Raw genomic sequence first — 14,393 nt, 5'->3', positions numbered from 1 at the left:
GCCACCGTATAAGAATGTTCTACAGTCAGATCCAGGAGCCCACCCTGCTGCCTCTAGCCAAGCCACAGCCCAGTTTTCTGCGCAGTCTGAGACTGTCCTTTGCCTTGCTGGCGGGGCTGGCGGTGATTTTCGCCGGTTTTGCCTGGCAGATCTTTGATCTGACTGCCGAGAGAGTGCTGCGCAGCCGGGCGAGCAGCGATCTGATGGCCGAGTTTCTGGAACTGCGGTCCGACCGGCGGCTGCTGCAGCTGCGGATTGTTTCCGGCCCGGACCCGGCACAGCCGCTGGATCACGAAGCCTCCGCCTTGCTGGACCGGATGGAGGCACGGCTCGACCGTATCGGGCAGCTAGCGAAAACCTCCCGGAGCGCCAATGGTACGGATGACGGTCTGGACGCAGACGCCCGGCGCCAGGAGCAGGCACTCGCAAGCCTCAGGGGTGCCCTTGCCCGGAAACGCGTCGAGGTCATGGCGCTCGCCCGTGGCGAGCCTCCCGCAGCGGAGCAGCAAGTCTCTTCCCCAACTCTGGTGGATGATGGTTTCGGCGGGATTCTTGACCGCAGCATAGCTGCGGAGGAGACCGCCATCGAGCGCAAGCGGGCTGCCGTCAATGGCATGCTGGCAGAGTTGCGCATCGCCGTCTGGGTCTCGATCTCGGCTTTCATCGCCATCAGCCTCGGCATGGCTTTCCTTTTGTCCCGCCGGCTGCAGGCACCCATCCAGCTGCTGTCCAAGGGGCTCCGGGCCATGCGCGCCGGAGAGCTGAGCCACCGGATTCCGGTTCTGCGCGAGGACGAATTTGGAGGTCTCGCCGATGATGCCAACACAATGGCGGCGGAACTGCGGAAGGCGCAGGAGAGCGAGCGCCAGTTGCTGGCCTCGCTGGAATCGGAAGTCTCCTTGCGCACCGCCGATCTGCGGCGGGCGCTCGCGGATCTGGAACAGACCGAACTGCGCCGCCGCGAATTGATGGGCAACATCGGCCACGAGCTGCGCACACCCCTTACCGTTCTGCATGGGGAGGCACAGGTGGCCCTGCGCAAGGGGCCGCGCACCGTCGAGGAGTATCAGGAAGTCCTTGGCCAGATCCTCATGTCCAGCCGCCAGCTGGGCCGGATGATCGATGACCTGCTGATGCTTGCCCGCGAAGAGGATGCAAGCCTGACGCTGTCTGTCCAGCCGCTCAACCCCGAGATGGAAGTGAAAGCAGCCATCCGGCTTTTCGGCGGAAACAGCAAGCGCACGCGCTGGCTGCCCTCCGGCATGACCAGCCGCCGCGTGATGGCCGACCCCCTGCGGCTGCAGCAGGCGGCAGGCGCGCTTCTGGACAATGCGCTGCACTATTCGGACAGTACGGTGAAGCTGGCCTCGCGCTGGCAGGACGGCCAGTGGTCGCTTGCCGTAATTGACGAGGGCATCGGCATTGATCCGGAGGATTTGCCCCATGTACGGGACCGCTCCTACCGGGGAGCCCTCGCCCGGGAAAGGCGTCCGGGCGGTCTTGGCCTTGGCCTTGCCATTACGGAAGACCTGATTGTCCGCATGGGGGGCAGCCTGCATCTGGAGACCGGGGAAACCGGCCGCGGCACCATCGCCACCCTCACCCTGCCGGAGATGAAACCTGCATGACGCATGTGCTGCTGATCGAGGATGATACCAGGATCGCCGGATTTCTGACCCGGGGCCTGCGGGCTGAGGGCTTCAATGTCCGGCATGCAGCCAATGGCAGCGACGGGCTGCAGGCGGCGCGCGAGTTGCAGGCAGGCGGCGAGCGCGCTGTCGTGATCCTCGACCTGATGCTTCCCGATATTCACGGGCTTGACCTGTGCCGCACCCTGCGGCGGCAGGGAATCGGACTGCCCGTGCTGATGCTGACTGCAATGCGCGAAACCACCGACCGGGTCACCGGCTTGCGGATGGGCGCAGATGACTATCTGTGCAAGCCCTTCGACTTCGAGGAGCTGCTGGCGCGGATCGAAGCCCTTACCCGCCGGGCAGGACTGCCGCAGGCAAGTGCCGGTCCGGCCGGCAGCACACAGGTGACGCGCCTTGGAAGCCTGCTGCTGGACCGCAATGCCATGACAGCCACATGCCGGGGAACGCCGCTGGATCTGACGGCAACCGAGCTGCGCATGCTGATGACCTTCGCCGCAGCACCCGGGCGGCTGTTCTCGCGCGAGCGGCTGCTGGCGGAGGTGTGGGAGGCGGACAGGGACCCGCTGACGAATGTCATTGATGTCTATGTGGCACGGCTGCGCAAGAAAATCGGGAAGGGCCCGGATCTTCCAAAGATCCAGACCCTTCGGGGACTTGGCTACCGGCTTATCCTGCCTTCAGACAGTGCGGACCCGGCTCACTGAGCAGGGGTGTTGGGCAGCGACGAGTGGTGCACCATGATCTGCAGCTTGCCCGACGCGTCACGGACGTATCCCCAGGTCTTGTCCACCTCGACGATACCGCCGTCCTTGCTGGTGAAACGGACCTTGCCCATGGTCTGCGCCGTTTCATCAGAGATGAAGATCGCGGCATTTTCGATCTGCACGTCCGTCCAGCCCTGCAGCGCGAAGCCCTTGTCCTTGGGATAGTCCGGGTTCTGGCCAACGAAGTAGGAAATGGCTCCCTCCTCCGTGGTCCGGAACGTCTGCGGGGTCTCCGTCAGGGTCGGCTTGAAGAGGACGGGGCCGATCTCATATCCATAAAGCTCGCCCACGCGCTTGACGGCGATTTCCTTTGCCTTGTCCGGTTCACCGGCCGCGCCGATCTCCAGAAGGGCATCGGCCCAGGCACGCTGAGCGGCCTCGACTTCCGCCTGGGTGATTTCCGAAGCGGGGAAGATGGTGGCCGTGACGGCCATGGCAGGGACGGCAAAGGACAGGGCAAGGCCTGCCAGCAGGCCAGTGGCGGTAAGGCGGGTTGATGTCAGCATTTTCATCTCCTCGTGTTCAGGCGTCTTGCCTGAAGGAGATGTAGCTCCCCATCCTGTCATACGTCTGAGCCGAACATGAACGCTGGATGAAAAACACCTGCCGCGCGCTCCTGGACAATCCCCCCGTCCCTTTCAGCCTGCGGATGCTGGTGCCGCAAGGGCTTGATCACACTGCAGATGGCCTCGAACATGCAAAGGCCCGGCGCAGGGCCGGGCCTTCAGATCATCGGGCGTGCCGTGATCAGTCTTCGATGCGCTTGCCCGTTGCCTTGTCGAAGGCATGGAGTCTGGCGGCGCTGGCGGTGAAGCTGACGCGCTGGCCAAGCTCGTAGCGGGCATGGGCGGGCACGCGGATGACCACCTGCGGCCCGGTTTCGCTGCCCACGGTGCCATAGAGGAAGCTTTCGGCCCCCACCGGCTCCAGCACACCGGCCACCACGTCCAGCGTCAGACCGCCCGCTTCCGCAGGCTGCTCGCTGGCGAGGGCCAGATGCTCCGGCCGCACGCCGAGGATGACCTCTGCGCCCTTGCCCATGTCCGGCGCATCAAGACCGGCACCGCCCGGCAGTGACAGGCGGCCATTGGCGGAAGCCGTCGTGATCAGGTTCATGGCCGGAGAGCCGATGAACGAGGCCACGAAAGTGGACGCGGGGCGTTCATAGACCGAGATCGGATCGCCGATCTGCTCGATCTGACCGCCGTTCAGCACCACCAGCCGGTCGGCCAGGGTCATGGCTTCCAGCTGGTCATGCGTCACATAGACGGAGGTGGTGGCCAGCGACTTCTGCAGGCGCTTGATTTCCACGCGCATCTGCACGCGCAGCTTGGCATCGAGGTTCGACAGCGGCTCGTCGAAGAGGAAGGCCGCCGGTTCACGCACGATGGCACGGCCCATGGCAACGCGCTGGCGCTGGCCGCCGGACAGCGCCTTGGGCTTGCGGTCGAGATAGGCGCCGATCTCAAGGATGCGCGCAGCTTCCTTGACGCGGCGGTCGATCTCGTCCTTCGGCACACCGCGGTTGCGCAGGCCATAGGCGAGGTTGTTGTAGACCGTCATATGCGGATAGAGCGCATAGTTCTGGAACACCATGGCGATGTCGCGCTCGGACGGGTCCACGCGGTTCACCACCCGGTCGCCGATGCGGATGTCGCCGGAGGAGATTTCCTCAAGCCCCGCGATCATGCGCAGCAGGGTGGACTTGCCGCAGCCGGAAGGGCCGACCAGCACGATGAACTCGCCGTCGGCAATGTCCATGGACACGCCTTTGACCGCTTCGACGCCGCCGGCATAGACCTTGCGGACGTTATCAAGAGTGATGGTAGCCATTACTTTTCCGTCTCCACGAGACCTTTGACGAAGAGTTTCTGCATGACGATGACGACGATGACCGGCGGCAGCATGGCCAGCACGGCGGTGGTCATCACCAGATGCCATTGCGGATGCGCATCAGCCACATCGGCCATGCGCTTGATGCCCATGACGATCGTGTAATAGGACGTGTCGGTGGTCACCAGCAGCGGCCAGAGATACTGGTTCCAGCCGTAGATGAAGAGAATGACGAAGAGCGCCGCGATATTCGTGCGGCTGAGCGGCAGCAGGATGTCGCGGAAGAACTTCATCGGGCCTGCCCCGTCCACACGCGCGGCTTCCATCAGTTCCTCGGGCACCGTCAGGAAGAACTGGCGGAAGAGGAACGTCGCCGTTGCCGAAGCAATCAGCGGAATGGCAAGGCCGGAGTAGCTGTTCAGCATGCCCAGATCCGCCACCACCTTGTAGGTGGGCAGGATGCGCACTTCCACCGGCAGCATCAGGGTGATGAAAATCAGCCAGAAGGCCAGCTGGCGGAAGGGGAAGCGGAAATAGACGATGGCGAAGGCCGAGATGATCGAGATGGTGATCTTCCCGATGGCAATGGCCAGGGCCATGATCAGCGAGTTGAACATCATCGGCCCGAGCGGCGGTGCGCCGGCCGAGCTGTTGCCGCTCGTCATCATGGTGGTGAAATTGGCAATCGCCTCGTTGCCCGGCAGCATGGGGATGACGCCGGTCATGAAGTCACTCGGGCCATGGGTGGAGGCAATCACCGCCACATAGACCGGGAAGGCGACGATGAAGAGGCCCGTCAGCAGCACAAGATGCGTGAGGACGGTCAGCCAGGGTTTGTTCTCAACCATTTGCGCCTCTCTCAATAAGCCACGCGCCGCTCGATGAAGCGGAACTGGATGATGGTGAGCACGATGACGATCGCCATCAGAATGACGGACTGAGCCGCCGAGGAGCCAAGGTTGAGGCCGACGAAGCCGTCGGAATAGACCTTGTAGACGAGAATGTTGGTGGCCTGCGCCGGGCCGCCCTTGGTGGTCGCGTCAATCACCGGGAAGGTGTCGAACATCGCATAGACGAAGTTGACGACCATCAGGAAGAAGGTGGTGGGCGAGAGCAGCGGCAGCACGATGGTGAAGAAGCGCTTCACCGGGCGGGCGCCGTCAATGGCTCCTGCTTCCAGCAGCGACTGCGGAATGGACTGAAGCCCCGCCAGGAAGAAAATGAAGTTGTAGGAGATCTGCTTCCAGCTTGCGGCGAGGATCACGAGGATCATCCCGTCCACCTTGCTGGTGCTGTGGTTCCAGTTGTAGCCGAGCCCATGCAGCAGATAGGGGAAGATGCCGATGGACGGGTTGAACATGAACCACCACAGGATGCCCGCCACCGCAGGGGCCACCGCATAGGGCCAGACCAGCAGGGTGGAATAGACATTGCGCGAGCGGATCAGGCTGTTGACCGCCACGGCCAGCACGAGCGCCAGACCCAGCGACAGCAGCGCCGTCGAAACGGCGAAGATCGCCGAGACATAGAGCGAATTCAGATAGGTGGGATCTGCCAGCAGGCGGATGTAGTTATCCACCCCGACAAATGTGGTCTTGAAGCCGAAGGCATCCTCTCTGAGGAACGACTGCCAGATCGCCTGGCTTGCCGGCCAGAGGAAGAAGACACCCGTGATCGCAAGCTGCGGCGCCAGCAAGAGATAGGGCAGCAGCCTGTTGGGAAAGATGGCGCGTTTTGTCTGCATGGGTCCCACCCTGAACGCAAAAAGAAGCAAGCCCGCGCGGGAAGCGCGGGCTTGCTTTCCGTTTCCGGCTTACTTGTTGGCTGCTTCGAACTCGCGGATCAGCGCATTACCACGCTTGACGAGGTCATCGAGAGCCTGCTGCGAGGTCTTGGAACCGCTGAGCAGCTGCTCGAACTCTTCGTCGATGATCGCACGGATCTGGACGTAGTTGCCGAAGCGCAGGCCCTTGGAGTTGGCGGTCGGGGCATTCAGCGTCATCTGCTTGATGGAGACGTCAGCGCCCGGGTTCTTCTCGTAGTAGCCCTGTTCCGTGGACAGGTCATAGGCAGCCTGCGTGATCGGCAGGTAACCGGTGGCCTGGTGCCATTCAGCCTGAACTTCAGCGGAGGACAGGTAGCTGAAGAAGGAGGCTACGCCCTTGTATTCCTCGGCCTGCTTGCCCTGCAGCACCCACAGGGTGGCGCCGCCGATGATCGAGTTCTGCGGAGCGCCCTGAACGTCGCTGTAATAGGGCAGCATGCCAACGCCGACCTTGAAGTCCTTGGCGTTTGCGTTCACGGCAGCGCGGGCAGCCGAGGAGTTCATGTAGATGGCGCATTCCTGCGAGTAGAACTTCGGAGGGGCGTCATTGCCGCCGGCCGGGCCGCCGTACTGGAAGATGCCCTCGTCCTGCCACTTCTTCAGGTTGCCCCAGTGACGGGCCTGGGTCTCGCCGTTCAGCGTCAGCTCGGTACCGAGGCCGCCGAAGCCGTTTTCCAGGGTGCCGATCGGCAGGTTGTGCCAGGCAGAGAAGTTTTCGGTCTGCGCCCAGGAAACCCAGGCCGTGGTGAAGCCGCACTTGGCAGCGCCGGATTCCATGATCTTCTTGGAGAAGCTCTCGACTTCTTCCCAGGTCTTCGGCGGGGATTCCGGATCAAGGCCAGCCTTCTGGAAGACGTCCTTGTTGTAATAGAGTACCGGGGTGGAGGAGTTGAACGGCATGGACAGCATGTTGCCGTCCGTGTCGGTGTAATAGCCGACGACGGCCGGCAGGAAGGCCTTCGGATCAAAGGCTTCGCCAGCGTCAGCCATCAGCTGGTAGACCGGATAGACGGCGCCCTTGGCAGCCATCATGGTGCCGGTGCCGACTTCGAACACCTGAACGATGTGCGGCTGCTGGCCGGCGCGGAAGGCGGCGATTGCGGCCGTCATGGTCTCAGCGTAGCTGCCCTTGTAGGTCGGGACAACCTTGTACTCGCTCTGGGTGGCGTTGTACTTGGTGGCGATATCTTCGAGCTTCTGGCCCAGTTCACCGCCCATGGCGTGCCACCAGGTGATTTCCGTGGCAGCGAACGAAACGGAAGTGGTGCCCATGAGGGCGGCAGCGGCAAAGAGGCCGGCTGCGATATGACGCTTAGCCATTGGTTTTCTGCTCCCTAACAAGGAACCGCCCCGCTCCACGGGTCCGGCTCCACACAGCGCTTGGAACACTCGAACCGGGCCTGAAAGACGGGCTTTCCGGCTGCAGTCTGTGTTTGTCCCCGCGCTTCTTATTATGTTCATATGAACGGCATATGTCGCTCATATGAACGTTGTACGACAGTTCCTTGAACAGGACAACGGCCATGTCCGGCCCCCTCCTCCCGAAGGGGCATAAAGACATGCAACCCTGAGCGCCAAATCACCACGGCAGCGCCGCACCACAGGCACCGCCCTTGCCAGGCTTCATTAATTTTGCCAGCTTATTTTCTCTTTGCTGCCAAAATGGCGCGTTTCAGCGGCATTTTTCCTTCTCCGCCTTATCATTTGCATCATTCAGGCGTATGAAGGAACAACAGGTTGTGCAGTGCGTATACAATCAGCCTTCCCGTTTGACGGGCTATTCTTGGAGCCGCCATGCATCCCTTTCTCGTCATCCTGCATCTGGCTGCGGCCGTCATGCTTCTGCTCTGGGCTGTCCGGATGGTGCGCACCGGTATGGAGCGGGCGCATGGGCCTGCCCTGCGCGATGCGCTGAGGCAGGCAAAGGGCGGGCGCTTCGGCATGGCGTTCGCCGGCATGGTTCTGGCCATCCTGCTGCAAAGCTCCACGGCCGTGGGCGTGCTGGCCGCGGGCTTTGCCGCCAGTGGGTTGCTGGGTGCCTCCATGGGGCTCGCCGCGCTTCTGGGGGCGGACCTTGGGTCTGCGCTGGTGGTGCGCATTCTGGCCTTCGATCTCTCCGAGCTCATTCCGCTGCTGCTGCTGACAGGCTGCGTGCTGTTCCTCAAGTTTGAAGCCCGGCAGGTGCGCCAGCTGGGCCGCATCATTCTGGGCATCGGCTTCGTGCTGCTGTCGCTGAAGATGATCGGTGAGGCGACCGCGCCCCTGCGCCACAGCGAGGCATTGCCGGCGGTGATCACCTATCTGCAGGGCGACCCGCTCACCGCCTTCGCCCTGGCCGCATTGCTGACCTGGGCCATGCATTCCTCTGTCGCCATGGTGCTGCTGCTCGCCAGCCTTGCCGGCGCGGGCCTGCTGCCGTTCAATGCGGCCCTGCCGATGGTTCTGGGTGCCAATATGGGCGCAGGCCTGATTGCCGTGTGGCTGACGCGCGGGCTCAGCATCGAGGCACGCCGCATCCCCATGGGCAACCTTGTATTTCGTGCGGCCGGGTCTGCCGCCGTGCTGCTCACGCTTTGGATGGCCAGCCCGCCGCTGGACTGGCTCGGCGCTGCCCCGGAAAGCCGCATCGTCAACGCCCATGTGCTGTTCAACGCCGTTCTGCTGGTGCTGGCGCTGCCCTTTACCGGGCCGATGCAGGCTCTGACGGCGCTGATTCTGCCCCGTCCGCCGGTGGTGGCGGACCCGGTGCAGACGCGCCCGCGCTCCGCGCTGGACCGCTCGACCGTCAGGATCCCCAGCCTTGCCCTGGCTTCGGCCAAGCGCGAGCTGCTGCTGATGGGTGAAACGGTGGAACAGATGTACCGGCCAGTCATCGACCTTCTGGCCGGGGCGCAGGACGGCCAGATTGCCGCGCTGCGCGCCCTTGATGAGGAGGTCAACCGGCGGCACACCGAGATCAAGCTGTTCATTGCCGAGGTGAACCGGGGCGAGCTGAAGCAGGAAGATGCCCGGCGCAGCATCGAGCTGACCGACTTTGCCATCAACCTGGAGCATATCGGCGACATCATCGCCAAGATGCTGCTGCCGCTGGCCGAGGAGCGCAACCGGCTTGGCCTGCGCTTCTCCGACGAAGGCTGGGCCGAGATCACCCGCCTGCATGAACGGGTTCTGGCCAACATGCAGATGGCGATGAATGTGCTGATATCCGCCGACATCGATTCAGCCGAGCAGTTGATGCGTGAGAAGGAAGTCCTGCGCAAGCTGGAGCGCGACAGCCAGAACCGCCACCTGAAGCGGCTGCAGACCGGCAATCCGGCCAGCATGGCGACCTCGAACATGCATCTGGAGCTGGTGCGGGCCTTCAAGGAGATCAACTCCTTGCTGGTCACCGTCGCCCATCCTATCCTCGCCGAACAGGGCCTGATCCTCGAAAGCCGCCTCGCCGGGCGCAGCAGCCAGATGCAGGAGCAGACGGCCTGAGAAAATTCAGGCCTCTCTGCTCCGAAAAATTCTCATACATTTCAAAATCTTATCCGCATCATTCGGGCATCCGGCGCTGCGCGCTTTCGCACATGCACAATGCAATGTTGCATCAGGACTCAAACACCATCTTTACAATAATAATATAGTATGATTTTTTGACCTCCGGCCACGGCCATTCGTGTTCTGGGAGGGACCAATGAAATTGAAGACAGCTCTGGCGGGCATGACGATGCTCGCAACGGTCGCGCTTGCCTCAACCTCAGCGATGGCGCTGACGGTTGGCTTTTCGCAGATCGGATCTGAATCCGGCTGGCGCGCCGCCGAGACGACCCTGACCCGCCAGCAGGCGGAACAGCGCGGCATCGACCTGAAGTTCGCCGATGCCCAGCAGAAGCAGGAAAACCAGATCAAGGCGCTGCGCTCCTTCATCGCACAGGGCGTGGACGCCATCCTGCTGGCCCCCGTCGTCGCCACCGGCTGGGACGCGGTGCTGAAGGAAGCCAAGGAAGCGGAAATTCCGGTGATCCTGCTCGACCGCATGGTCGACAGCGACAAGGATCTGTACCTGACGGCCGTGGGGTCCGATCTGGTGCATGAAGGCTCCGTCGCCGGCGAATGGCTGGTCAAGGAAGTGAACGGCAAGCCGTGCAACGTGGTGGAGCTGCAGGGCACGACCGGCTCATCCCCCGCCATCGACCGCAAGAAGGGCTTCGAGCAGGCGCTGGCCGGGCATGACAACCTGAAGATCATCCGCAGCCAGACCGGCGACTTCACCCGCACCAAGGGCAAGGAAGTCATGGAAAGCTTCCTCAAGGCGGAAAACGGCGGCAAGAACATCTGTGCGCTTTACGCTCACAATGACGACATGGCTGTCGGCGCCATTCAGGCCATCAAGGAAGCGGGCCTGAAGCCGGGCACCGACATTCTCGTCGTCTCCATCGACGCCGTGCCGGATATTTTCCTCGCCATGGCCGCCGGTGAAGCCAATGCCACGGTGGAACTGACGCCGAACATGGCAGGCCCCGCCTTCGACGCGCTGGAAGCCTTCCGCAAGGACGGCACTTTGCCTGCAAAGTTCATCCAGACGGAATCGAAGCTCTACACCAAGGCTGACGACCCGCAGAAGGTCTACGAAGAGAAGAAGGACCTCGGCTACTGAGCCGGTCCTGATCGGGGGACCGGCAGACACCCTCCTGCCGGTTCCCCAGCTTCTGACCGCCCTTGCGGCGGCCAATGCCTGCGGAGCAGCGCCGTGACAGACAGATCTACCCACGCCGGGCCGCAGCATCTGCTGCAGGCCACCGGCATCACCAAATCCTTTCCCGGCGCGCTCGCCCTCGACAACGTGGATTTCACCCTGCAGGCGGGCGAGGTGCATGCCCTGCTCGGCGAGAACGGCGCGGGCAAGTCCACGCTGGTGAAATGCCTGACCGGCGCCTACCGGCGCGACCGCGGCGACATCCTGCTGGAAGGCCGCAGGATCGACCCGCGCGACACGCTGGACGCCCAGACCATGGGCATCGGCACCGTCTATCAGGAGGTCAATCTCCTGGGTAACCTGACGGTGGCCGAAAACCTCTTTCTCGGCCGCCAGCCGATGCGCTTCGGCATGGTCCACACCCGTGAGATGGAAGCACGCGCCAAGGTGCTGCTGGCCGGCTACGGCCTTGATATCGACGTGCGGCGCAGCCTGTCGGCCTATCCGGTCGCCGTGCAGCAGATCATCGCCATTGCCCGTGCGGCGGATCTCTCCGGCAAGGTGCTGATCCTGGACGAGCCCACCGCCAGCCTCGACACCCAGGAAGTGGAGATGCTGTTCAACGTGGTGCGCGGCCTCAAGGCGCGCGGCCTCGGCATCGTCTTCATTTCCCACTTCCTCGATCAGGTCTACGAAATCTGTGACACGGTGACGATCCTGCGCAATGGCCGCAAGGTCGCCACCCGTGCCGCCCTGGGGCTGCCGCGCCTTGATCTGGTGGCCCTGATGCTGGGCCGCGATCTGGAGGCCGAAACGCGGGAGCGGGCCGTTCACACGGCACCGGAAGGCGAAGCTGCGCTGCAGTTCCGCCAGTTCGGCCGCAAGGGTCATGTTGCCCCCTTCGACCTCGCGGTCCATCCGGGCGAGGTCGTGGGCATGGCGGGCCTGCTCGGCTCCGGCCGCACGGAAACCGCTGAAGTTCTGTTCGGCGCAGCCCCCGCCGATACGGGCGAGGCGCGGATGGACGGGCGGGTGCTGAAACTCGGCTCGCCGCGTCAGGCCATTGCCGAAGGCTTTGCCTTCTGCCCGGAAGACCGCAAGCATGACGGCATCATCGCCGAGCTTTCGATCCGCGAGAACATCGCCCTTGCGCTGCAGGCGCGGCGCGGCTGGATGCGGCCCGTGCCGCGCAAGGAGCAGGTGGCGCTCGCCGACAAATACATCAAGGCACTCGATATCCGCACCACCAGCCGGGAAAAGCCCATCGGCCAGCTTTCCGGCGGCAACCAGCAGAAGGCGCTTCTGGCCCGCTGGCTGGCACTCAATCCCAAGTTCCTCATTCTTGATGAGCCGACACGCGGCATCGACGTGGGCGCCCATGCGGAAATCATCCGCCTGATCGAGGATCTTTGCGCCAAGGGCATGTCGCTGCTGGTGATCTCCTCCGAACTGGAGGAGCTGGTGGTCTACAGCCACCGGGTGATCGTGGTGCGCGACCGGGCGCATGTGGCCGAACTGACAGGAGAGGACGTGACCCCGCACAAGGTGATGCAGGCCATCGCAGAGGCCGGACATGGACATGTGTCCGCTCAGGACCAGGCCAGAGGAGCAGCCGAATGAAGCCCTTCCTCGAGGCTGCAGGCGGCTTTTTCCGGCGCTTTGCCCCGCAGCTGATCACCCTCGCCGTGGTGCTGACGCTGAACACCCTGCTGTTTCCCGGCTTTCTCGACATCGGCATTGCCAACGGGCGGCTCTACGGCAGCCTGATCGACATTCTCAACCGCGGCGCTCCGGTGGCCCTGCTGGCCATCGGCATGACGCTGGTCATCGCCACGCGCGGCATCGACCTGTCGGTGGGCGCTGTCATGGCGATTTGCGGCGCCGCGGCAGCGGCAACGGTGGCCAGCAGCGGCAGCGCCGTGGCGGCCATCACCGTTGCTCTTGGAATCGGCCTTGCCTGCGGGCTGTGGAACGGCATTCTCGTTGCGCTGCTGAACATCCAACCGATCATTGCCACGCTTATCCTCATGGTGGCCGGGCGCGGCATTGCCCAGCTCATCACCGAAGGCACCATCCTCACCTTCACCCATGAGGGGCTGATCTTTGTCGGCAGCGGCTCGCTCTTCGGCCTGCCCATGCCGGTGGTGCTGTGGCTGGCGGCCGCCCTCATTGCAGCACTTCTGGTGCGCCGCACCGCCCTTGGCCTTCTCATCGAGGCCGTCGGCATCAACCGCCGCGCCAGCAGCCTCGCCGGTGTCAATGCCGGAGTGCTGATCGTCGCCGTCTACATGATCTCCGGCTTTGCCGCAGCGGTGGCAGGCATCATCGCCGCCGCCGATATCCGCGGCGCCGATGCCAACAATGCCGGGCTGTGGCTGGAGCTGGACGCCATTCTGGCCGTCGTCATCGGCGGCACCTCGCTGCTCGGCGGGCGCTTCACCCTGTTCGGCACTGCGCTTGGCGCACTCATCATCCAGTCGATCAACACCGGCATTCTGATCTCCGGCTTTCCGCCGGAATTCAATCTGGTGATCAAGGCCAGCATCATCATCGTGATCCTGCTGATCCAGTCCCCCGCCATCCAGAGCCTTTTCACCGTGCTGCGGCGCCAGCCGGAAAGACCAGCCAAGAGGGAGCTGTCCAAGCCATGACATCCCGCCAGCTTCCGCTTCTCATCACGCTCGCCGTCTTCGTGCTGGCCTATGCCATCTGCTACACCCAGTATCCGGCCATGCTGTCCACTCGGGTGGCCGGCAACCTTCTGACGGACAACGCCTTTCTCGGCATTGCCGCCGTCGGCATGACCTTTGTCATCCTCTCGGGCGGCATTGATCTGTCGGCAGGTTCGGTCATCGCCTTCACCGGAGTTCTGCTCGCGGTACTGCTGCGTGATACATCCATTCACCCGCTGGCAGCTTTCGCATTGGTGCTGATGCTGACCTCGGCCTTCGGTGCGGCGATGGGCGGCATCATCCACGCCCTCGCCATGCCCGCCTTCATCGTCACGCTGGCGGGCATGTTTCTGGCGCGCGGGCTTGCCTTTGTGCTGTCGACCGAATCCATCCCTGTCACCCATGAGTTCTACGGCACGCTGCAGGACATGTTCATCCGCCTGCCTGGCAAGGGGCGCCTGACGCTGATCGGCGGCATCATGCTGCTGACCGTTGCGGCCGGCATCTTCCTGGCCCACCGCACGCGCTTCGGCACCAATGTCTATGCCCTTGGCGGCGGGGTGCAGACGGCCCGGTTGATGGGCGTGCCCGTGGGCCGCACCACGGTGCAGGTCTATGCCCTTTCCGGCTTCCTGTCGGGCCTCGCGGGCATCGTCTTTTCGCTCTACACTTCGGCCGGTTACTCGCTGGCGGCGGTCGGGGTGGAACTGGACGCGATTGCCGCCGTCGTCATCGGCGGAACCCTGCTCACAGGCGGCAGCGGCTATGTGGCGGGAACTTTTGCCGGGGTCCTGATCATGGGCCTGATCCAGACCTATATCATCTTCGATGGCTCACTTTCGAGCTGGTGGACCAAGATCGTGATCGGATTGCTGCTCTTTGCCTTCATTTTGTTGCAGAAGGGCCTGGTTTGGTTTACCGGCGGGGTGGACAGGCGCATGCATCAAGCCAGCTAGAGGAGGC

The 14,393-nt window shown here is 63.4% G+C and carries 12 protein-coding genes; 7 read left to right on the top strand and 5 right to left on the bottom strand.

Translation table 11 applies throughout. The features are described from left to right. Positions 1 to 14: 14 nt before the first annotated feature. Entirely contained in the window at positions 15 to 1,628 is a 1,614-nt protein-coding gene (locus AC0CMF_RS13505) for a sensor histidine kinase (protein WP_374629808.1), read from the top strand. After that, complete coding sequence (locus tag AC0CMF_RS13500; protein ID WP_186391577.1) at positions 1,625 to 2,359, top strand: response regulator transcription factor; 735 nt, start codon at positions 1,625 to 1,627, stop codon at positions 2,357 to 2,359. Before AC0CMF_RS13505 ends, AC0CMF_RS13500 begins: the two co-directional genes overlap by 4 nt. Here the strand turns inward: AC0CMF_RS13500 and AC0CMF_RS13495 are convergent. The 5 genes from AC0CMF_RS13495 to ugpB all read right to left on the bottom strand — a co-directional run bounded on the left by AC0CMF_RS13495 (position 2,353) and on the right by ugpB (position 7,397). After that, positions 2,353 to 2,925 carry a hypothetical protein gene (locus AC0CMF_RS13495; RefSeq protein ID WP_050473649.1) on the bottom strand — a complete coding sequence of 191 codons (573 nt, stop codon included), beginning with the start codon at positions 2,923 to 2,925 and terminating at the stop codon, positions 2,353 to 2,355. The genes AC0CMF_RS13500 and AC0CMF_RS13495 overlap by 7 nt on opposite strands. A gap of 241 nt (positions 2,926 to 3,166) precedes the next feature. Beyond that, positions 3,167 to 4,252: a sn-glycerol-3-phosphate import ATP-binding protein UgpC gene (locus tag AC0CMF_RS13490; RefSeq protein WP_374629807.1), complete on the bottom strand. Its 1,086-nt coding sequence runs from the start codon at positions 4,250 to 4,252 to the stop codon at positions 3,167 to 3,169. Continuing rightward, positions 4,252 to 5,100, bottom strand: a complete 849-nt coding sequence (gene ugpE, locus AC0CMF_RS13485) for a sn-glycerol-3-phosphate ABC transporter permease UgpE (RefSeq protein ID WP_050473391.1) — start codon at positions 5,098 to 5,100, stop codon at positions 4,252 to 4,254. The genes AC0CMF_RS13490 and ugpE overlap by 1 nt, the downstream gene beginning before the upstream one ends. A gap of 11 nt (positions 5,101 to 5,111) precedes the next feature. Beyond that, complete coding sequence (gene ugpA / locus AC0CMF_RS13480) at positions 5,112 to 5,996, bottom strand: sn-glycerol-3-phosphate ABC transporter permease UgpA (RefSeq protein ID WP_050473392.1); 885 nt, start codon at positions 5,994 to 5,996, stop codon at positions 5,112 to 5,114. A gap of 69 nt (positions 5,997 to 6,065) precedes the next feature. Further along, positions 6,066 to 7,397, bottom strand: coding sequence for a sn-glycerol-3-phosphate ABC transporter substrate-binding protein UgpB (gene ugpB / locus AC0CMF_RS13475; protein ID WP_374629806.1), 1,332 nt, complete (start codon positions 7,395 to 7,397; stop codon positions 6,066 to 6,068). 474 nt (positions 7,398 to 7,871) lie between these two features. Here ugpB and AC0CMF_RS13470 point away from each other — a divergent pair, with 474 nt between their 5' ends. The 5 genes from AC0CMF_RS13470 (at position 7,872) to yjfF (ending at position 14,386) form a co-directional block, all read left to right on the top strand. Continuing rightward, positions 7,872 to 9,557, top strand: a complete 1,686-nt coding sequence (locus tag AC0CMF_RS13470) for a Na/Pi cotransporter family protein (protein ID WP_050473394.1) — start codon at positions 7,872 to 7,874, stop codon at positions 9,555 to 9,557. A gap of 199 nt (positions 9,558 to 9,756) precedes the next feature. Beyond that, the gene (ytfQ, locus tag AC0CMF_RS13465) at positions 9,757 to 10,719 is read left to right on the top strand and encodes a galactofuranose ABC transporter, galactofuranose-binding protein YtfQ (protein WP_058898287.1); all 963 of its coding nucleotides are present in this window, start codon (positions 9,757 to 9,759) and stop codon (positions 10,717 to 10,719) included. 93 nt (positions 10,720 to 10,812) lie between these two features. Continuing rightward, complete coding sequence (gene ytfR, locus AC0CMF_RS13460; protein WP_374629805.1) at positions 10,813 to 12,378, top strand: galactofuranose ABC transporter, ATP-binding protein YtfR; 1,566 nt, start codon at positions 10,813 to 10,815, stop codon at positions 12,376 to 12,378. Beyond that, entirely contained in the window at positions 12,375 to 13,409 is a 1,035-nt protein-coding gene (locus AC0CMF_RS13455; protein ID WP_374629804.1) for an ABC transporter permease, read from the top strand. Before ytfR ends, AC0CMF_RS13455 begins: the two co-directional genes overlap by 4 nt. Beyond that, entirely contained in the window at positions 13,406 to 14,386 is a 981-nt protein-coding gene (yjfF, locus tag AC0CMF_RS13450) for a galactofuranose ABC transporter, permease protein YjfF (protein ID WP_374629803.1), read from the top strand. The genes AC0CMF_RS13455 and yjfF overlap by 4 nt, the downstream gene beginning before the upstream one ends. The last annotated feature ends 7 nt before the right edge of the window (positions 14,387 to 14,393 follow it).

The sequence above is a fragment of the Pannonibacter sp. CBAS1226 genome (assembly GCF_055685825.1).
The sequence above is the reverse complement of the archived record's forward strand: the minus strand, read 5'-3'. Positions and strand labels throughout refer to the sequence as shown.